General features: G+C 68.1%; 16 protein-coding genes and 1 pseudogene. 11 read left to right on the top strand and 6 right to left on the bottom strand.

Annotated elements, in window-relative coordinates:
• Positions 1-384 precede the first annotated feature (384 nt).
• A complete protein-coding gene (locus WS54_RS04070; RefSeq protein WP_011694691.1) occupies positions 385-705 on the top strand; it encodes a hypothetical protein in 321 nt (106 codons plus the stop codon).
• 112 nt (positions 706-817) lie between these two features.
• On the opposite strand, the gene WS54_RS04065 is transcribed toward WS54_RS04070, so the two are convergent.
• The 4 genes from WS54_RS04065 to WS54_RS04050 all read right to left on the bottom strand — a co-directional run bounded on the left by WS54_RS04065 (position 818) and on the right by WS54_RS04050 (position 4,413).
• Positions 818-1,162 (bottom strand): DUF4148 domain-containing protein, encoded by a 345-nt coding sequence (locus tag WS54_RS04065; RefSeq protein WP_034205207.1) that lies wholly within the window; start codon positions 1,160-1,162, stop codon positions 818-820.
• A gap of 200 nt (positions 1,163-1,362) precedes the next feature.
• Complete coding sequence (gene gndA, locus WS54_RS04060) at positions 1,363-2,775, bottom strand: NADP-dependent phosphogluconate dehydrogenase (RefSeq protein WP_021160879.1); 1,413 nt, start codon at positions 2,773-2,775, stop codon at positions 1,363-1,365.
• A gap of 97 nt (positions 2,776-2,872) precedes the next feature.
• Positions 2,873-3,514 carry a DUF938 domain-containing protein gene (locus WS54_RS04055; RefSeq protein ID WP_059784031.1) on the bottom strand — a complete coding sequence of 214 codons (642 nt, stop codon included), beginning with the start codon at positions 3,512-3,514 and terminating at the stop codon, positions 2,873-2,875.
• Positions 3,511-4,413, bottom strand: a complete 903-nt coding sequence (locus WS54_RS04050) for an NAD-dependent protein deacetylase (RefSeq protein ID WP_059785088.1) — start codon at positions 4,411-4,413, stop codon at positions 3,511-3,513. The genes WS54_RS04055 and WS54_RS04050 overlap by 4 nt, the downstream gene beginning before the upstream one ends.
• Positions 4,414-4,893: 480 nt before the next feature.
• Here WS54_RS04050 and WS54_RS33520 point away from each other — a divergent pair, with 480 nt between their 5' ends.
• The 3 genes from WS54_RS33520 to WS54_RS04035 all read left to right on the top strand — a co-directional run bounded on the left by WS54_RS33520 (position 4,894) and on the right by WS54_RS04035 (position 9,399).
• Positions 4,894-5,517, top strand: coding sequence for a hypothetical protein (locus tag WS54_RS33520; protein WP_159086629.1), 624 nt, complete (start codon positions 4,894-4,896; stop codon positions 5,515-5,517).
• Positions 5,518-5,616: 99 nt separating this feature from the next.
• Positions 5,617-6,576, top strand: a complete 960-nt coding sequence (locus WS54_RS04040; protein ID WP_059784032.1) for an LLM class oxidoreductase — start codon at positions 5,617-5,619, stop codon at positions 6,574-6,576.
• Between the two features lie 339 nt (positions 6,577-6,915).
• The gene (locus WS54_RS04035; protein ID WP_059784034.1) at positions 6,916-9,399 is read left to right on the top strand and encodes a mechanosensitive ion channel family protein; all 2,484 of its coding nucleotides are present in this window, start codon (positions 6,916-6,918) and stop codon (positions 9,397-9,399) included.
• 27 nt (positions 9,400-9,426) lie between these two features.
• On the opposite strand, the gene WS54_RS04030 is transcribed toward WS54_RS04035, so the two are convergent.
• Positions 9,427-10,236, bottom strand: a complete 810-nt coding sequence (locus WS54_RS04030) for a CerR family C-terminal domain-containing protein (RefSeq protein ID WP_059784036.1) — start codon at positions 10,234-10,236, stop codon at positions 9,427-9,429.
• 91 nt (positions 10,237-10,327) lie between these two features.
• On the opposite strand from WS54_RS04030, the gene WS54_RS04025 reads away from it, so the two are divergent.
• From WS54_RS04025 to WS54_RS04000, 6 genes are all read left to right on the top strand, one after another.
• Positions 10,328-11,452 carry an HlyD family secretion protein gene (locus tag WS54_RS04025; protein ID WP_059784037.1) on the top strand — a complete coding sequence of 375 codons (1,125 nt, stop codon included), beginning with the start codon at positions 10,328-10,330 and terminating at the stop codon, positions 11,450-11,452.
• Complete coding sequence (locus WS54_RS04020) at positions 11,445-13,031, top strand: MDR family MFS transporter (RefSeq protein ID WP_059784040.1); 1,587 nt, start codon at positions 11,445-11,447, stop codon at positions 13,029-13,031. Before WS54_RS04025 ends, WS54_RS04020 begins: the two co-directional genes overlap by 8 nt.
• Positions 13,032-13,044: 13 nt before the next feature.
• Complete coding sequence (locus tag WS54_RS04015) at positions 13,045-14,532, top strand: efflux transporter outer membrane subunit (protein ID WP_059784042.1); 1,488 nt, start codon at positions 13,045-13,047, stop codon at positions 14,530-14,532.
• Between the two features lie 224 nt (positions 14,533-14,756).
• The gene (locus WS54_RS04010; protein WP_059784044.1) at positions 14,757-16,292 is read left to right on the top strand and encodes a catalase; all 1,536 of its coding nucleotides are present in this window, start codon (positions 14,757-14,759) and stop codon (positions 16,290-16,292) included.
• Between the two features lie 77 nt (positions 16,293-16,369).
• Positions 16,370-16,981: an ankyrin repeat domain-containing protein gene (locus tag WS54_RS04005; protein WP_059784045.1), complete on the top strand. Its 612-nt coding sequence runs from the start codon at positions 16,370-16,372 to the stop codon at positions 16,979-16,981.
• Positions 16,982-17,062: 81 nt separating this feature from the next.
• The gene (locus tag WS54_RS04000) at positions 17,063-17,533 is read left to right on the top strand and encodes a VirK family protein (protein ID WP_059784047.1); all 471 of its coding nucleotides are present in this window, start codon (positions 17,063-17,065) and stop codon (positions 17,531-17,533) included.
• Between the two features lie 125 nt (positions 17,534-17,658).
• On the opposite strand, the pseudogene WS54_RS34145 reads toward WS54_RS04000, so the two are convergent.
• Positions 17,659-17,814, bottom strand: a pseudogene (locus WS54_RS34145) (APH(3') family aminoglycoside O-phosphotransferase); the annotation flags it as partial.
• Positions 17,815-18,094: 280 nt separating this feature from the next.
• Between WS54_RS34145 and WS54_RS03990 the strand changes: the two are divergent.
• Entirely contained in the window at positions 18,095-19,252 is a 1,158-nt protein-coding gene (locus WS54_RS03990) for an efflux RND transporter periplasmic adaptor subunit (protein WP_059784049.1), read from the top strand.
• The last annotated feature ends 7 nt before the right edge of the window (positions 19,253-19,259 follow it).

Below are 19,259 nucleotides of genomic sequence, written 5' to 3'. Positions count from 1 at the left end.
CGGCACGCGACGCACGATGTCCGGCCGAACGGCCGGATCAACCAGTATCCGACCGCTGTCGCGGCCGTCAGTTTCCACAGCGGGACGTCGGCGCGAATGAGCTCACCGGCCCCTTTTTCGCGCGTCCCGATCGGCAAAGATACCATTTGTGGCGGTCGAGGCTCCGACAGTTGGCGGATCCGGAAACAATCTTGCGGCGTCGCGCGGGCGCGCCGGCGGGCCGCGAGCCGTGCCGGGCGGGCCGCCCGGCCGGGGCTTCGGAGATTTCCCTGCGGGGTGCCGCCACCCTCGCCGCCCGTATCGGCCCCGTCATATTCTCCGCTTCGATCGCCGCCTATACTCGGTGATGCGCAGCGCGATCCAACGACAACGAGGAGCATGACAATGAATAACGCGACGTTTCTCTCCGTGCAGCTCGACGCCGACGATTTCGCCGGTTCCAGCGGTCTGGTCGAATTGCTCAACCGGCACCTGCTGTTCGCGACCGACGTCGCCGAAGCGGCCGACGCGCTCGTCCAGCTAGCGAGCGTCACGCACCTGACCGGCGCCACGCGCCACAGCGTCGAGTTGCCGGTCCTCGCGATCGAACGGCTGCGCGACGCACTCGATACGCTGAGCGGTTACGACGAAACGTGGCTGCAGGTACTGGAGCCGGCCGAAGCGCTGTTTCGCGATATCGGGCGCGGCAGACGCCCGCTGCACTGAACGGCGGCGCATCGCGCGCCGCCAATGAAAACAGCCCGTCGTACCGCACTAGCGGTACGACGGGCTGTTGTACTACAGGGGGTCGGATCCGGTCGCCAGCGCGGCCGTACCATTAACGACCCTTGTAGACCGGTGCGCCGTCCGAGATGCGCTTGACTTGCCAGCCGGTCTTGGCCGCAGCCGGTGCGCCCGATTCCTGGCCGGCGGCCGGTTGCGCACCGTAGCCGGTCGTGTCGGCCGCAGCGACGTTCTGTTGCGGGTTCACACGGGCTTCGGCAGCCTGGATGCCTTCCGGGTAGTTGGTCCGGTCGCTGCCCAGCTTGTAGCCGGCCTGTTGCAGCTGGACCAGCTCCGCCTTCACCTGTGCACGGGTGACGGGCGCGTTCTGTTGGGCGAACGAGACGGCGGGAACGGCGAGGACAGCAGCAGCAGCGAACGTTGCGATCAGCGATTTCATGATTACCTCCGGGATTTTTTTGCTCCGCCGCACACACCATGTCTGCAGCGATGGAACAAAGTTTAGTCCCGTCAGCACCTAGGGAAAACCATGAAAGAGCGAAAACACTGTTTCCCCGGAGCCAACAATGTCGGCATCCGGGATAGAAAAACCCTATTCAAAGAATAGATTTTCGCAACAATGCGGCCGCCACCGGCCGGTTACGACCAGTTCGCGTGGAAGCTGCCCGGCTTGTCGGTGCGCTCGAACGTATGCGCGCCGAAGAAGTCTCGCTGCGCCTGCACAAGGTTCGCCGGCAGCCGCTCCGAACGGTAGCTGTCGAAGTACGCGACCGCCGATGCGAACGCCGGGACCGGCACGCCGGCCTTCACCGCGGCCACCACGACGTCGCGCAGCGATGCCTGGTAGTTCGCGGCGATGTCCTTGAAGTACGGGTCGAGCAGCAGGTTCGCGAGCGCCGGATCCTTCGCATATGCGTCGGTGATCTTCTGCAGGAAGCGCGCGCGGATGATGCAGCCGGCGCGGAAGATCTTCGCGATCGTCCCGAGATCGAGGTTCCAGCCGTACTCTTCCGACGCCGTGCGCAGTTGCGCGAAGCCCTGCGCGTACGAGATCACCTTGCTCAGGTACAGCGCGCGGCGCACCGCTTCGACGAATGCGGCACGATCGCCGTCGAACGGCGCGGCGGCCGGGCCCGACAGGATCTTGCTGGCCGCGACGCGCTCGGTCTTCAGCGACGACAGCACGCGCGCGAACACCGACTCCGTGATGAGCGGCAGCGGCACGCCGAGATCCAGCGCATTCTGGCTCGTCCACTTGCCGGTGCCCTTCTGCGCGGCGCGATCGAGGATCACGTCGACGAGATGCTTGCCGGTCTCCTCGTCCTTCTTGCCGAAGATCTTCGACGTGATCTCGATCAGGTAGCTGTCGAGCTCGCCCTGGTTCCATTCGGTGTACACCGCGCCGAGTTCGTCGTTGGTCAGGCCCGCGACGTCCTTCAGCACCGAGTAGCTTTCGGCGATCAGCTGCATGTCGCCGTATTCGATGCCGTTGTGGACCATCTTCACGTAGTGGCCCGCGCCGTCCGGGCCCATGTACGCGACGCACGGCTCGCCGTCCGACGGCGCCTTCGCGGCGATCTGCTTGAGGATCGGCTCGACGAGGTCGTACGCGTCGCGCTGGCCGCCGGGCATGATCGACGGGCCGCGCAGCGCGCCCTCTTCGCCGCCCGACACGCCGGTGCCGATGAAATGCAGGCCCGACTGCGCGAGTTCCTGGTTGCGGCGGATCGTGTCGGTGAAGTGCGTATTGCCGCCGTCGATCAGCACGTCGCCCTTCTCGAGCAGCGGCTTGAGCGATGCGATCGTCGCATCGGTCGCTTCCCCGGCCTTCACCATCATCAGGATCCGGCGCGGCGTTTCGAGCGACGCGACGAATTCCTCGAGCGTATAGGTCGGCACCAGATTGCGGCCGGGGAATTCGGCGATCAGTTCGTCGGTTTTCTCGCGGCTGCGGTTGTACACCGACACCGCGTAACCGCGGCTCTCGATATTGAGTGCGAGATTGCGGCCCATCACCGCGAGCCCGATCACACCGATTGCTTGTTTGCCCATTAGTCAATTCTCCGGAAAAAACGGGGCGCGACCCGAGCCGGGCCGCGCGCACAGGCGAAAGGATAGTGGAAACCCGGCGGCGCTGCGCGCTTGCGTGTCATTGCTCCGCGTGCGGCAGGCGCCGGAACACGACGCTCAGGTTGTTCGCCGGCATCTCGACGACCTCGATGCAATCGAGCCCGCGATCGAGGCCGAGCGCGACCACGGTCTCGAGATCGCGCACGCCCCACGACGGGTCGCGGCTGCGCAACTGCCGGTCGAAGGCTTCGTTCGACGGCGCCGTATGCCGGCCTTCGCGACGGTACGGGCCGTACAGGAACAGCACGCCGCCCGGCCGCAGCACGCGCGACGCCCCCGCGAACAGCGCGTCGGTGCAGGCCCACGGCGAGATATGAATCATGTTGATGCAGACGATCGCGTCGAGCGCCGCGACCGGCCACGGCGTGTCGCGCACGTCGAACGCCAGCGGCCCGGCGACGTTCTCGAGGCCCGCATGCGCGACCCACGCGGCGATCGAACGCCGCGCGTGCGCATCGGGATCGCTCGGCTGCCAGTGCAGGCCCGGCAACGCCTGCGCGAAGTGCGCGACGTGCTGCCCGGTGCCGCTCGCGATTTCGAGCACGCTGCCGCTCGCGGGCAGCACGCGGCGCAGCACGTCGAGGATCGGGCCGCGATTGCGTTCGGCCGCCGGCGCCGACAGCCGCGCAGACGGATCGGGCGAAGTAGCGGCGCCGGTCACGATGCATGCTCCTTCGTGTCGCCGTTGCGCCCGAGCCCCAGCCGCGCCACGAGTGCGTCGAGCGCGGGGGCGCAGCGCGCCTCGACCTTCAGCGTCAGCATCGGGTCGGCGCGCGTACGGCCGAGATTGAGTGCGGCGACCGGCTTGTGCTGCGCCTGCGCCCACACGCAGAAGCGGTAGCCGGAATACACCATCAGCGACGAGCCGACGACGAGCAACGCGTCGGCCGCGTCGAGCGCCTGCGACGCCAGCGCCACGCGCTCGCGCGGCACGTTCTCGCCGAAGAACACGACCGCCGGCTTCAGCAGGCCGCCGCACGCGGGGCACGCCGGAATGCGGAACGTATCGAGCGCGGCCCATTCGAGGTGCGCGTCGCCGTCCGCGGCCGGCTCGGCCTGCGCGCCCAGCAGCTCGGGATTGTCGGCTTCGAGCACGGTCTGGATCGCGGCCCGCGCATGATGCGCGCCGCAGTCGAGGCAGGTCACGCCGTCGATGCCGCCGTGCAGTTCGATCACGTCGCCGCTGCCCGCGCGCTGATGCAGGCCGTCGACGTTCTGCGTGACGAGGCGCTCGATCCGGCCCGCGCCGCCGAGCCGCGCCAGCGCGACATGCGACCCGTTCGGCCGCGCGCGGCCGACGACCGGCCAGCCGATCATGCTGCGCGCCCAGTAGCGGCGCCGCGCGGCGTCGGAGCCGAGGAATTCGTGAAGCTGAATCGGCGGCGAGCGCATCCATTGGCCATTGCGGTCGCGGTAACCGGGAATGCCGGAATCGGTGCTGATGCCCGCGCCGGTCAGCACGAGCAGGCGAGGATGACGCTCGACGAACGTCTGCAGCGCATCGAGCGCGGCCGGATCGGCGTCGGCGATGGAAGAATCGGGCAAGGCGTTATCGTTCATGTTGGCAACGTGATCGGTCGCGCCGGCAGGCCGTGCGCCCGCACGGGCCGCCACGCACGCCAGCACATGATACAGAACGCCGTGCGATCGGGCCGGCCGCCGCCACGGCATGCGGGCGCGGACAAAAAGACGCCCGTCGCCGCTCGGCGACGGGCGCTTCAACAATTGATCCATCGGGGTAGTGGATCAACTGACAGCACAATGTTGCGACGTCCGTCATGCCGCGATCGACGGACGCTCCCCTGGATTCCGCGTGTTCCGCCCGGTCGCGCACGTCGGCGCGTCGCCGGCTTTCCCGACCCGATCCCGTTCGGTGCGCTCGTCATGCCGGCGCAATGCGCGGCGTGCAAACGCATGTGCCGCGCGACGACGTGCGTTGCGCCAAGGCATGACGATTCCGGGATCCGGGCCGGGGCCATCCGCCTGCACGCGGTTCGCCCCCGACGGCCGACCGGCACCGGTCGGACTCGTGCGTCACGCATGCACGCCGTCGTTCGGAACGAACCCGATTACCCGGATGGAACGGAAAGCCGCGCGCTCACGTCGCCGCAATCAACGGCGAAGCGAATACCCTGGCAGGTCGGCGATTCATGTTTGCAACACGACACGTTGCGTTTCGGTCTTTTTTCATTCTCTTGTCCCCGTCTTCGATATGTCCGACCCACTGAAGCGATTGCCGAGCCGACTGCACCCGCGATCGCACTCACGGCCCATACAACCATGCAAGGAGCGCACCATGCTTCATGCCGCAAGGCCTCGCGGGCCGCGGGCAGGCATCGCACCCCGTCGGAAAGCGCGAACGTTTCGAAACTGAAACGCATCGCCGGCATCGTCGCGTCGTCGCCGTGCGCAGTGCGCCGACCACCTGACAATCGCCCCGCGGCCGGCATCGTGATCGGACTCGAGCGGCCGGCCTCGCCCGTTCCCACAATCCGCCACCGGCCGGCCGGAACCCGCACGCGCCGCATGTCCGACACGAAGCACCGGCTGGATATCGGCTCCCGCACGCCGGCCTGCCGCTCCGGTCGCGACGACCGCGCGCCGCAATGCGTGGCGTCACGCCCGCCGCTCGCGCCGCACGGCGCGACGCTGCGGGTCGGGTAGCGCGAGGCCTGGCCGTCCCGCTCGCGCATCGCGCAAACACGCTAGCATTCGGACACTGAACGCCGCGCATTCCCGCTGCCTCGCCGCCAAGGATTCGCCATGACCATCCCCACCCCCGCCCGCCCCGACATCGCGCATCGTGTCTTCTCGGCCGGACGGCTGTCGATCGGCCTCACGCTTCCGCTGCTTCGCAGCGGCCGCATCGTCGCGGACTTCAACGAACAGCTCGAACTCGCGGCGCTGGCCGATTCGCTCGGCTTTCGCGCGCTGTGGATTCGCGACGTGCCGCTGAACAGCGCCGACTATCCCGATCCGGTCGGCCACCTCGACCCGTGGGTACTGCTCGGCGCGCTGGCGTCGCGCACCCGCCGGATCGCGCTCGCCAGCGGCGCGATCGTGCTGCCGCTGCGTCATCCCCTGCATATCGCGAAAGGCGCGCTGTCGGTCGCGACGCTGTCGAGCGGGCGCTTCATCCTCGGGCTCGGCTCGGGCGACCGGCCGCCCGAATATGCGGCGTTCGGCGTCGACGCGGACACCCGACGCGACCGCTATCGCGCGCACTGGGACGTCGTCGCGGCCGCGCTCGGCGTGCCGTCGCGCGTGCTGCCCGACCAGGCGCCGCCCGATGCGCCCGAATTCACGCTGCTGCCGCGCGGCGGCGACGCGGTGCCGATGCTCGCGGTCGGCTCGGGCGGACAGAGCGTCGACTGGATCGCCCGGCATGCGATCGGCTGGATGACGTATCACCGCGATCCGGATACGCAGCGTGCCCGCTATTCGATGTGGCGCGCGGCGGTCGATCGGCTCGCGTCGCCGGAATTTCGCGCATTCGGCGTATCGATGCGGCTCGATCTCGCCGCGCATCCCGATACGCCTGCCACCGCGCTGCCGCTCGGCTATGCAACCGGACGGCGCGCGCTGGTCGACATCCTGCATGAGATGCGCGCGGCGGGGACGCACCACGTCACGCTGAACCCTGGATCGGACCGACCCGTGCGCGACGTCATCGAGGAAATCGCCGAGCATGTCTTGCCGGTATTTCACGACGAGCCAGCCTGATTCATCAGGAATCCCAATTCATACGATGCGGTGCAAGCGTCGGTCGTGGCTGGACGAACGCCCGCGCAGCGGCGCAGCGGCGCATCGCCGATCGGCACCGGCACGCACGCGTTACAGACGCCTTACGGCCACGCAAGCAGGACGTTCCCGCCGAAATCGGACGGACGGCAGCCGGCACACGGCTTGCGCACATGCCCCGCCAACGCCCGCTCCGCCTCGTTCATGCCCGATCGAATAGCCGGCGACGGAACTATTCGGTCCCGATCGCGATCATGTTAACTTCCGTCCATCATTCAGCCTCGCGGGCCGCGTGACGAGACGCACCCGCATGCCCACGCCATGCGACATATCCTCCTCGGCTGGCTGCTTGCCGCCGTCGTCTCGGCCGCCCACGCGGCCGCTCCTGCTCCAGCGGCCGCGTCGGCCGCCTCCGACGCCGCGCCCGCGCTGACGCCGCAAGAGGCGCGGCAGGCACTGAATGTGCTGGAAAACCCGCGCGAGCGCGCGCAGGTCGAAACGACGCTGCGCGCCATCGCAGCCGTCGGCGCATTGAGCGCGCCCGCCGTGCCGGCAAGCGCGGCGTCCGCGGCCAGCGGCGCATCGGCTGCCGCGGCACCGGCCGCGCTCACGTCGAACGGGCTCGCATCGATGCTCGTCCGCCAGGGATCGCGCTGGGCCGCGCAGATCGGCAACGCGCTGCAGGAATCGCTGCGCTCGCTGCTCGACATCGGTTCGGTGGGAAGCTGGTGGCACGACAAGCTCGCGCGCGCCGACCAGCGTGCGGACCTGACACGCACGCTCGGGATCCTCCTCGCGGTGCTTCTGCCAGCGCTCGTCGTCGAATGGCTCGCGAAGCGGCTGCTGCGACGCGCGCTGGCGACGGTGGCCGCGCGCCGCGCCGATGCATCGCGCGGCCCCACGCCCGATTCCGCCGCATCGGACGAGGATCACGCGCCGCCGCCCGACACGTCCACTCCGCCCGACACCGCGGCCGCCGACGCCGCGGATACCGACGCTGCGGACACCGCGCCCTCGCCCTCCCCAAGCCGGGGCCAGGCGCGCCGACACACCACGCTGCTGCACCGGATGCCGCGCGCGCTCGTCAGTCTCGCGCTGCGCGCGGTGCCGCTGCTCGTGTTCGTCGGCGTCGCGAGCCTGACGATGTCGTTGCTCGTCGAGACAGATACGCCGATCGAATCCGCGCTCGAAGCATTGATCGACACCTACGTGATTTGCCGGCTCGTCACGATCGTCAGCCGGCTGTTCTTCCAGCCCGACGCGCGGCAGTTGCGGCTGCTGCATATCAGCGACGCATGGGCCGGGTTCGCGCAACGCTCGATCGCGCGGATCGCGATCGTGGTCGGCGCGTGCACGGCGGCCGTCGAGATCGCCGCGAACTTCGGCCTGACCGAAGCCGGCCATGTCGCGCTGCTGAAGGCCGTCGCGCTCGTCGGGCACGTGATGATCTCGGTGCTGATCCTGCGGTGTCGCCGGCCGGTCGCGGCACGGATCCGTGCCGCCGGCGCGGATCGTCCGACCTTCACGGTCGTCGGCAACGCGCTCGCCGACGCATGGGCGCCCGTCTCGGTCTTCATCGTGATGGCGCTGTGGTTCGTGTGGGCGCTCGACGTCCACAACGGCTACCGCGTGCTGATCACGCTCGGCGGCCGCTCGATCGCCGCGATGATCGCGATGCGGATGGTGTCGATCGTCGTGTTCGGCGCGCTCGCGCGGCTGTTCCAGCGCCGCGAGGACGACCGCACGCTCGTTCATCTGCACGCGTACCGCTACTACCCGCTGCTGCGCCGGATCGTGTCGGGCGTGCTCGGCATCGTGACCCTCCTGCTGCTGCTGCAGATCTGGGGCGTGCCGATCTTCCGCGCGTTCGAGACGGGCACGATCGGCCACCGGCTCGCCTCCGCGCTGGTGACGATCGCGATCGCGGCAATCGTCGCGCTCGTCGTGTGGGAAGCGGCCAACATCGCGATCGAGCGCCGCCTGCAACGATGGACGCGCGAAGGCAACCTGGTGCGGGCCGCGCGGCTGCGCACGCTGCTGCCGATGCTGCGCTCGCTGCTGTTCGTGATGATCGCGCTCGTCGTCGTGCTGACGGGCCTCAGCGAACTCGGCGTGAACGTCGGCCCGCTGCTGGCCGGCGCCAGCATCTTCGGCGTCGCGCTCGGTTTCGGCTCGCAGAAGCTCGTGCAGGATTTCATCACCGGGATCTTCCTGCTGATGGAAAACGCGATGCAGGTCGGCGACTGGGTCACGCTCGCCGGCGTGTCGGGGACGGTCGAATACCTGTCGATCCGCACCGTGCGGCTGCGCGCCGGCGATGGGTCGCTGTACACGATCCCGTTCAGCTCGGTGACGACCGTCAACAATACGAATCGCGGGCTCGGCAACGCGGCGGTCAAGGTCAGCATCGCGTACGACGAGGACATCGACCGCGCGATCGCGACGCTGAAGGAAATCGGCGCCGCATTGCGCGACGACCCGAAGTACCGCGACGGCATTCTGTCGGACTTCAGCTACTGGGGCATCGACCAGGTCGACGGCGCGGCGCTCGCGCTGGCCGGGCAGATGCAATGCACGGACTCGGCGCGCTGGAGCGTGCAGCGCGAATTCAACCGGCGCATCGCGGAGACGTTTCGCGAACGCGAAATCCGGATCGCCAATCCGCAGCGCAGCGTCGTGGCCTATGCGGACGGATCGCGGCCGGTCGGCCACGATGAAAACGACCTTCGCGCCGATACGCGCAATGCCGCCGATACGGCAGCCCGGCCGCCGTCGCCCGACGCAGCGGCGCGCAAGCCGGATTGATCGTCGGGAGCACGTGATCTGCCGCGCTCAACGCGCGGCAGGCTTCTTCACGCGGGCCGTGCTTTTCGCGGCGGGAGGCGCCGCCACTCGCTTCGTCGCGCGCTTCGGCGCGGATCCCCCATCGGCCGCCCCCGCATCGCGCTGCGCATGCCATTGCTCGAGCAGCACGCGCGTCTGGTCGGCGATCGTTTCGGTCACGAGCGCCGCGCGCTCGCCGTCGAACGCGTCCCATTCGAGCAACTGCAGCGCCGAACGCTGCGCGATGTGGAACACCGTGATCTGCCCGAACAGGCTCAGCGCGCGCAACCGCGTGACGGGATCGTCGACCGGCCGCCCCGTGATGCGGGCGATCAACTCGGCGCTCACGTCGTTCAGCGGCTTGCGCATGCGCTTCATCAGGATTTCGCTCGCGCTCGCCGGTTCTTGGCCGCCCTGCTCGCGCGCGAAGAACATCCGCTGGTTCATCGTCTTCGGCGCGGTGAACATCCGGTCCGACAACGCGCGCAGCAGCCCGATGAACGCATCGATCAGCGCGTCGACGCTCGCGTCGGCGTCGAGCATCGCCCGCGCATGGCCGACCGCCGGCGCGAACACCTGCCAGCCGTTCTCGGCGATCGTCTCGACGCACGCGCGGTACACGCCTTCCTTGTTCTCGAAGTAGTACTGGAGCGCCGGCGCGTTCACACCCGCCCTCGCGGCGATCTCGCGCGTCGACGCGCCCGCGAACCCGCGATCGCCGAACAGTTCGATCGCCGCCTCGATGATCCGCTGGCGCGTTTCGTCGCCGCGCGCGTAGCCGCCCGCCGACGTGCGGCGCAGCTTCTTCGCTTCGTTCATGCCTTCCTCGTCATTCGATCGATCGACATTCTACTTGACACAATTTTATCAACTGGAATAATTCTTCCACTTGGAATAAATTGGATCCCGCATGTCGACACCACAAGACCCGCCACAGAAAGCAGATCGTCAGGAAAACGGAACAACGCCGCGCAACGGCAACGGCGGAACGAAGCGACGCATCCTGCTCGCGGTCGCCGTGCTCGCGGCCGTCGGCGGCGCGGTGTGGCTCGGTCGCTGGTGGACGGTCGGCCGCTTCATCGAGAGCACCAACGATGCGTACCTGCAGGCGGACAGCATGACTGCCGCGCCGAAGGTCGCCGGCTACGTGACCGACGTCTACGTGCGCGACAACCAGCCCGTCAAGGCCGGCGATCCGCTCGTGCGGCTCGACGTCCGCCAGTACCAGGTGGCGCTCGCGCAGGCGCTGGCGACCGTCGACGCCCGCCGCGCCGATATCGCGCGCGCCGAAGCCGACATCAGCCAGCAGCGCGCGAATCTCGAACAGGCCGACGCACAGGCGAAGGTGTCGCAAATCAACGCGCAGCACGCGAGCGACGAGTACGCGCGCTATGCGCCGCTCGCGGCGACCGGCGCCGAAACGCACGAACGCGTGGCCGACCTGAAAAGCACGCGCGATCAGGCGCGCGCGACGCTCGCCGCGAACAACGCGTCGATCGCCGCCGCCCGCACGCAGATCGCGTCGTTCACCGCGCAGCTCCAGCAGGCACGGGCGCAGCTCGAGGCCGCGCAGGCCAGCGCCGCCCAGGCGCAGCTCGATCTCGACAACACGATCGTGCGCAGCACGCTCGCAGGCCGCGTCGGCGACCGCACGGTGCGCGTCGGGCAATACGTGCAGCCCGGCACGCGCCTGCTGACCGTCGTGCCGGTCGACTCGATCTATCTCGTCGCGAACTTCAAGGAAACGCAAATCGGCAACATGCGCGTCGGCCAGCCCGTCGAGCTGCATGTCGACGCGCTGCCGGACGGCCCGCTGTCCGGCGTCGTCGACAGCTTCGCGCCCGGCACCGGCGCGCAGTTCGCGCTGCTGCCGCCCGAGAACGCGACCGGCAATTTCACGAAGATCGTCCAGCGCGTGCCCGTGCGCATCCGTCTCGCCGCGAATGCCCGCGCGCAACGCATGCTGTTGCCTGGGTTGTCGGTGACGGTCGACGTCGATACGCGCTCGGCCCGCGACGAGCAGCATCATGGCTGATACGCCCGCCACGACACCCACGCCGCCGCACGAAGGCCGCGCGAGCGTGACCGACTGGATCGCGGTCGCGGCCGGTGCGCTCGGCGCGCTGATGGCGACGCTCGACATCTCGATCACGAACTCCGCGCTGCCGCAGATCCAGGGCGAAATCGGCGCGACCGGCACCGAAGGCACGTGGATCTCGACCGGCTACCTGATGTCGGAGATCGTGATGATCCCGCTCGCCGCATGGCTCACGCGCGTGTTCGGGCTGCGCAATTTCCTGCTGACGAACTCCGCGCTGTTCATCGCGTTCTCGATGATGTGCGGCTGGTCGCATTCGCTGCCGACGATGATCGCCGGCCGGATCGGCCAGGGCTTCACCGGCGGCGCGCTGATCCCGACCGCGCAGACGATCATCCGCACGCGCCTGCCGCTGTCGCAGTTGCCGGTCGGGATGACGATGTTCGGCCTGATCGTGCTGCTCGGGCCGTTGTTCGGCCCCGTGCTCGGCGGCTGGCTCGCGGAGAACGTGAACTGGAGCTGGTGCTTCTTCCTGAACCTGCCCGTCTGCCTGCTGCTGATGGCGCTGCTGGTGTTCGGCCTGCCGTCGGACCGCCCGCAATGGAGTGCGTTCTTCAACGCGGACTGGCTCGGCATCCTCGGCCTCGCGATCGGCCTGAGCTCGCTGACCGTCGTGCTTGAGGAAGGCCAGCGCGAACGCTGGTTCGAATCGCAGATGATCGTCACGCTGAGCATCGTATCGTTGGTCGGGATGATCCTGATCGCGCTGTCGCAGCGCTTCGCGAAACGGCCGATCATGCGGCTGTCGCTGATGCGCAACCCGCGCTACGCGAGCGTGATCGTGATCGTATCCGCGGTCGGCGCCGGGCTGTATGGCGTGTCCTACCTGCTGCCGCAGTTCCTCGCGATCGTCGCCGGCTACAACGCGGAACAGGCCGGCGCGATCATGCTGCTGTCGGGGCTGCCCGCCTTTCTCGTGATGCCGATCCTCCCGCGTCTGCTCGGCAAGGTCGATTTCCGCATTCTCGTGATCGCGGGGTTGCTGCTGTTCTGCCTGAGCTGCATGCTCGACATCGACCTGACCGCGCAGAGCGTGGGCCACGATTTCGTGTGGTCGCAACTGATCCGCGGCCTCGCGCAGATGCTCGCGATGATGCCGCTCAACCAGGCTTCGATGGCGGCCGTCGCGCGCGAAGACTCGGGCGATGCGGCCGGGCTCTACAACATGGCGCGCAACCTCGGCGGCTCGATCGGGCTCGCGATCATCGGCACCGTGATCGATCGGCGCACGACCTTCCACACGGCCGCGCTGCGCGAATCGGTGAGCGCGAACTCGCCGATCGGTCAGGATCGACTGTCGGCCTATGCGGCCAACTGGTTCGCGCACACCGGCGATCTCACGTATTCGAACATGCGCGCGCTCGGCCAACTGGCGCAGCAGATCCAGATCCAGGCCGTCGTGATGACCTATTCCGAAACCTTCTATCTGCTGGGCCTCGCGCTGCTCGCCTGCGTGCCGCTCGCGCTGCTGCTGAGAACGCCGCGCGGGCCGCAACCGATGTCGTCCGGCCATTGACCCGTCATACGCGATGAAACCCTTCTCCCTGCCCCGCCGCCCCGCGCTCACTCTGTGCGCGGCCGCGTGCCTGCTCGCCGGCTGCACGGTCGGCCCCGACTACCGCGGCGCGCCCGCCGCACCCGATGCACCGACCTTCGTGCGTGCGCCGGCCACCGGCATCGACACTGCCGCGCCCGCGCCGAGCGCGTGGTGGCACGCGCTGAACGATCGCCAGCTCGACGAGCTGATCACCGCGGCGCTCGTGTACAACCCCGATCTGCACGCCGCGCAGGCACGCTTGCGCGCGGCGCGTGCGCAGCTCTCGCAGCAGCGCGCGGCGCAGATGCCGAAATCGTCGGCCACCGTCGCGGCCATCCGCATGCGCGAGCCGGACGTCGGCGCGCTCGGCTCGCTGCTGCCGTCGAACGGCTCGGGCCAGTCGGGCGGCACATCGCCGTCGCTCGGCGGCTCGGGGCCGCTGCAACTCTATTCGGCGGGCTTCGACGCGACCTGGGAAATCGACTTGTTCGGCGGCACACGCCGCGCAGTCGAAGCCGCTTCCGCGCAGGCCGAAGCCGTCGATGCCGATCTCGCCGACACGCAGGTGTCGATCGCGGCCGAAGTCGCGAATGCGTATGTCGACCTGCGCGACCAGCAGCAACGGCTCGCGTTGTCGCGGCGCACCGCGCAATTGCAGCAGCAAATGCTCGAACTCACGCAGCAGCGCCGCGCACGCGGCGTCGCGGCCGATGCGGACATCGAGCGGCTGACGACGCAGGTCGAGAACACGCGCGCGTCGCTGATCCCGCTCGATGCGCAGGTGACCGAATCGCTCGACCGCCTCGCGATCCTGACGGGCCGCGCGCCGGGCGCGCTCGACGTCGTGCTGTCGACCCCGGACGCGGCGCTGCCGACGCTGCCCGGCAGCGTCGCGATCGGCGATCCGGCCACATTGCTGAAACAGCGCCCCGACATCCGCGCGGCCGAACGCCGGCTCGCGTCGAGTCATGCGCAGATCGGCGAGCATGTCGCCGACTATTTCCCGAAAGTAACGTTGCTCGGCGATCTCGGTTTCAGCGCGACCGATCCCGGCCACCTGTTCCGCAAGCAGAATTTCACGTGGATCGGTGCGCCGTACCTGCAATGGAACATTCTCGACTTCGGACGCACGCGCGGCGCGGTACGTGCGGCCGAAGCATCGCGCGACGAAGCGGAAGCGAATTATCAGAAGGCCGTGCTCGGCGCATTACAGGATGCCAACACCGCGCTGCAGCGTTACGGGCATCAGCGCGAGCACGTCGTCGCGTTGACGAAGGTGCAGACGTCGGCCGTGCATTCGCGCGCGCTGATGGACCAGCGCTATCGCGCGGGCGTCGCGTCGATGATCGACCTGCTCGATACGCAACGCGAAGCGCTATCCGCACAGCAGAACGTGATCGCCGGGCAAGCCGAACTGATCAAGAACTACGTGTCGATACAAAAGAGCCTCGGGCTCGGGTGGCAAACGAGCGCCGGTTGACGGCGTCGCCAGAAATCATGCACGACCGATGCATCATGCGCGCCGCAGCGACTCCTTGCGCGCGCAACGATACGGCTTCGTTTCTTGCACAACGGACGGTTCGCGCTGCATCTCCCCCACGGCTATCGAAAACATATCGAATATCAATTAGCCAATCGTCTGACGATCTCTTCTAATTCAGTCGGCTTCCCCACCACCGATCGGATTCAAGGAGTTCCATCGTCATGTCCTCATCTTCCCATCGCGTGCTGCGGCACGCAGTCGCCGCGATCTGCGTGGCGCTCTCCGCTGCTCCGCATGCCGCCGAACTCACGCGCGACACCGGCGCGCCCGTGGGCGACAACCAGAATTCGCAAACGGCCGGCCCCGCCGGCCCGGTGCTACTGCAGGACTCCGCACTCATCGAGAAACTGCAGCGCTTCGATCGCGAGCGCATTCCGGAACGCGTCGTGCATGCACGCGGCACCGGCGCATTCGGCGAGTTCGTGCCGAGCGCCGACATCTCCGACCTGACGAAAGCGAAGGTCTTCACGCCCGGCACCCGCACGCCCGTGTTCGTGCGCTTCTCCACCGTGATGGGCTATCGCGGCTCGCCCGAGCAGGCGCGGGACCCGCGCGGCTTCGCGGTGAAGTTCTATACGCAGCAGGGCAACTGGGACATGGTCGGCATCAACTGGCCGGTGTTCTTCATTCGCGACGGCATCAAGTTCCCCGACTTCGTGCATGCGAACAAACCGAGCGCGGTGACCGGCGTGCAGGATCCGAACCTCGCGTTCGACTTCTTCGCACACACGCCCGAAGCGACCCACATGCTGACGAGGCTGTACACGGACGAGGGCATGCCCGATTCGTATCGCCGCATGGACGGCTTCGCGGTGCACGCGTTCAAGTTCGTCAATGCGCAGGGCGACGTGCACTACGTGAAGTTCCACTGGAAGAGCCAGCAAGGCGTGCACGGCCTGCGCCCGCAGGAGATCCCCGCATCGATCGGCCGCGACTGGAACATGATGACGAACGACCTGTACGGCGCGCTGAAACAGGGCGATTTCCCGAAGTGGGATCTGTACGTGCAGGTGCTCGCGCCGAAGGACCTGAACCGCTTCGACTTCGACGCGCTCGACGATACGAAGGTGTGGACCGGCGTGCCCGAACGCAAGATCGGCACGATGACGCTCAACCGCGTGCCCGACAACTATTTCCAGTCGACCGAGGAATCGGCGTTCGCGCCGTCGCGGCTCGTGCCGGGGATCGAGCCGTCCGAAGACCGGATGCTGCAGGATCGCCTGTTCGCATACGCCGACACGCAGATGTACCGGCTCGGCGCGAACTACATGGATCTGCCGATCAACCGCCCGGTCGTGCCGGTCGTCAACAACAACCAGGACGGCAAGATGAATGCCGGCGACCGCAAGGGCGAGGTGAATTACGAACCGTCGACGCTGAATGAACTCGCGCAGGATCCGCAGTACAAGTCGGTCCGCACGGCGCTCAGCGGCACGACGCAGCAGGAGGCGATCCGCAAGAAGCTGCCGTTCCGTCAGGCGGGCGAGTACTACCGTAGCCTGTCGCAGCAGGACAAGGACGACCTCGTCACCGCACTGTCCGGCGATCTCGGTCAGGTGAAGAACGCGCACAACCAGTACGCGATGCTGTCGTACTTCTACAAGGCCGACGCCGATTACGGCACGCGTCTCGCGCAGGCCGTTCACGCGAACGTCCAGCAAGTGCAATCGCTCGCGGCGAAGCTGAGCGACGACTGATCCCGCGACGACGGTCGCTGCCGACGTGTGCGCTCGCACCGCGCACGTCGGCCCGGCCACCTCATCAGGACATCCTCATGCGATCCGAACGCTTCACCCACGCGATCCGCGCGGCCGCGGCGGCGCTCGCGCTGGTCGCGCTCGCCGGTTGCGCGCATCTGCCCGACCGGCCGGCATACGGCAAGGCCGACCCTGCCGCGCTGCGCCGCTATGACGACGACTGGTTCGACGCCGCGCGCGTCGGCCGCGTCGATATCCTGCGCGCGTTGCACGACGCCGGCTATCCCCTCGACGCCACCGACAGCCACGGTTATACGGCCGTGATCCTCGCGTCGTACGACGGCCAGCCCGCGGCGCTCGACTACCTGTTGTCGGCCGGCGCCGATGCGTGCATTGGCGATCGCCACGGCAATACGGCGCTGATGGGCGCCCTCTTCAGGAACGAACCCGACATCGCGCGACGCCTGATCGACACACACTGCCCGATCGACCAGACGAACGGCGCCGGCGAAACCGCGCTCGGATTCGCGACGCTGTTCAACCGCTTCGAGCTGATTCCGCTGCTCGTCGCGCATGGCGCGAATCCGAACCATGTCGACCGGCGCGGCCAATCGCTGCTGCAACTCGCGCTGACGCACGACAACACGTATGCCGCGGACGCACTGCGGGATGTCGGCGCCAAACGGTAGTGCGACTACGAATCGACCGTCTGAACGATGCGGATGCACCGTGCTATCGTGCCGTTGGTTTCATCGCACGGAGACGGGAAAATGCTGAATCGCTTCGCCATTGTTCTGGTTGCCGCCGGCGCGACAACCAGTCTCGCTGCGGCCGCCGCGAGCACCCAACCGGACAGCGCCGATTCGTATCGTCAGTTGCGCACGCGGCTCTTTGCCGGTGCGACGGTCACCGCGATCTTTTCGCCGAATCAGTGCCAGCACGCGCAGCAGGCGGCTACCCAGGCAGCGGCGCCCACCGTGTCCGGCGGCTTCGCGATACGCGACTTCATGGAAGTCGGCGGCAATACGCTCGCGTTCGCCAACCAGCACCTCACCGTCCAGCCGAGCGGCGCGACCGTACTCGAGCTGATCCAGTATCGCGTGATGCAGGACGAAAGCGCGACGGTGACGGTACGCTCGCTTTCGCCCACCACGTACCAGCCCGTCGCGCCCGCGCAGGTTTTCCAGTGCACGCTCGGCGACGGCCTTCGTTTCGCATACGCGTGGCGGGATCGCGACTGACGCCGGGACTTCGTAGCGAATGCGGAAATTCGCACGAAAACAGCAGGAGTACTACGGAATTCGGGTGACGTACGGCACGGGAAAATCGACCCGTGCGTCGTCCGAGCCCACGTTCCGACTCGACAAAACTCGTCGAGCAGACGATAGAACGCGATCCGCTCCGGATCGGGATGAGCGATCCCGTACCGCCTGAAGAAAGGCGCAGCCCATTCGCTGCCCGGGTCCGCTTCGATATCGCGCGATGCCTGCGCTGGATCCCGATAGCGATCGGCCAAGGCCAATGGCGCGCTCGTCGCCACGCACCGCTCTCGGCAGCATCCACGCGCGCCCCGCCGCCCACACGACGTCGACACGACGCCGGGCACCCGCGCACCCGGCGGGCCCGCCGTCCCCAACCAGCGTTCCGCCAAGCGTCGTCCGCCCCCCGCCGCCATCGTTTTTCGGCGCCATTCACCGCCTCCATCGAATCTCCATCTTTCCGCATCAAAGACGCCAACTACGCGCGTCAGACTCCGGTCCGTCAAAGCAGGCAGTGGGCTGCCTGCGCTTCCTGGAGTCGCTATGAAGAATCAGAAACGATGCTGCCACGGCGCCGTATGCGCGCTGGTGGCTGCAATGCTGGCGGGTTGCGGGCCGTCCGAACAGCAGGCCGCCGCGCCGGCCACACCGGTGGCGGCCATGACCGTGGCCGCCACGCGCGTCGACGTGACCGAAGACCTGCCGGGCCGCGTCGCGGCCGTGCGCGTGGCCGAGATCCGGCCGCAGGTGAGCGGCATCGTGCAACGCCGACTGTTCGAACAAGGCACCGAAGTCCGTCCGGGCCAGCCGCTGTTCCAGATCAACCCGGCGCCGTTCAAGGCGGAGATGGACACGGCCGCCGCATCGCTGCAGCGCGCGCAGGCCGCACTCGAACGCGCAAAGGTGCAGGCCGCGCGCTTCAAGCCGCTCGTCGAGGCCGATGCGATCAGCCGCCAGGTGTACGACGACGCCGTATCGCAACGCGACCAGGCCGCGGCCGACGTCGCGCAGGCCCGCGCGACGCTTGCGCGCCGCCAGCTCGACCTGAAATTCGCAACCGTGGAAGCGCCGATCGCCGGCCGCATCGACCAGGCGCTCGTGACCGAAGGCGCGCTGGTGTCGAGCGGCGACAGTCAGCCGATGGCGCGCATCCAGCAGATCGACCAGGTATACGTGGACGTGCGCCAGCCGGCCGCGTCGCTCGACGCGCTGCGCGGCGCGCTCGCGGCTCAACCGCAAGCGTCCGACGGCAACGGCCTGCCGGTCGACGTGCTGCGCGACGACGACACGCGCTACGACGTCAAGGGCCGCATGCTGTTTTCGGGCGTCAACGTCGATCCGGGCACCGGCGACGTGCTGCTGCGCGTGCTGGTCGACAACCCGAAGCGCCAGTTGCTGCCGGGCATGTACGTGCGTGCCCGCATTCCGCGCGCCCACTACGCGAACGCCGTGATGGTGCCGCAACAGGCCGTGGTGCGCGCCGGCGGCAAGCCGCAGGTATGGGTGCTCGACGCGAAGGGCAACGCGCATCTGAAGGCCGTCGAAGTCGGCGAGCTCACGAACCGCAGCTACCGCATCAAGTCGGGCCTGCAGGCCGGCCAGAAGATCGTCGTCGAAGGCATGGAACGCCTGACCGACGGCGCGCCGGCTGCCGCAACCGACTGGAAGTCGCCTGACGCGGCCGCCGCGTCCGCGCACTGAGTCACGA

It is taken from the genome of Burkholderia sp. NRF60-BP8, from assembly GCF_001522585.2.
GTDB lineage: Bacteria > Pseudomonadota > Gammaproteobacteria > Burkholderiales > Burkholderiaceae > Burkholderia.
Note: the sequence above shows the minus strand (reverse complement) of the source record. Positions and strands in the feature narration are given on the sequence as shown.

Bases quoted from the DNA above. Each gene is read 5' to 3' on its own strand.
- WS54_RS04050 (WP_059785088.1), bottom strand. From the start codon at position 4,413: ATGAACGATAACGCCTTGCCCGATTCTTCCATCGCCGACGCCGATCCG.
- WS54_RS04000 (WP_059784047.1), top strand. From the start codon at position 17,063: ATGCTGAATCGCTTCGCCATTGTTCTGGTTGCCGCCGGCGCGACAACC.
- WS54_RS04070 (WP_011694691.1), top strand. From the start codon at position 385: ATGAATAACGCGACGTTTCTCTCCGTGCAGCTCGACGCCGACGATTTC.
- WS54_RS03990 (WP_059784049.1), top strand. From the start codon at position 18,095: ATGAAGAATCAGAAACGATGCTGCCACGGCGCCGTATGCGCGCTGGTG.
- gndA (WP_021160879.1), bottom strand. From the start codon at position 2,775: ATGGGCAAACAAGCAATCGGTGTGATCGGGCTCGCGGTGATGGGCCGC.
- WS54_RS04040 (WP_059784032.1), top strand. From the start codon at position 5,617: ATGACCATCCCCACCCCCGCCCGCCCCGACATCGCGCATCGTGTCTTC.
- WS54_RS04005 (WP_059784045.1), top strand. From the start codon at position 16,370: ATGCGATCCGAACGCTTCACCCACGCGATCCGCGCGGCCGCGGCGGCG.
- WS54_RS04030 (WP_059784036.1), bottom strand. From the start codon at position 10,236: ATGAACGAAGCGAAGAAGCTGCGCCGCACGTCGGCGGGCGGCTACGCG.
- WS54_RS04035 (WP_059784034.1), top strand. From the start codon at position 6,916: ATGCGACATATCCTCCTCGGCTGGCTGCTTGCCGCCGTCGTCTCGGCC.
- WS54_RS04025 (WP_059784037.1), top strand. From the start codon at position 10,328: ATGTCGACACCACAAGACCCGCCACAGAAAGCAGATCGTCAGGAAAAC.
- WS54_RS04065 (WP_034205207.1), bottom strand. From the start codon at position 1,162: ATGAAATCGCTGATCGCAACGTTCGCTGCTGCTGCTGTCCTCGCCGTT.
- WS54_RS04020 (WP_059784040.1), top strand. From the start codon at position 11,445: ATGGCTGATACGCCCGCCACGACACCCACGCCGCCGCACGAAGGCCGC.
- WS54_RS04015 (WP_059784042.1), top strand. From the start codon at position 13,045: ATGAAACCCTTCTCCCTGCCCCGCCGCCCCGCGCTCACTCTGTGCGCG.
- WS54_RS33520 (WP_159086629.1), top strand. From the start codon at position 4,894: ATGCACGCCGTCGTTCGGAACGAACCCGATTACCCGGATGGAACGGAA.
- WS54_RS04010 (WP_059784044.1), top strand. From the start codon at position 14,757: ATGTCCTCATCTTCCCATCGCGTGCTGCGGCACGCAGTCGCCGCGATC.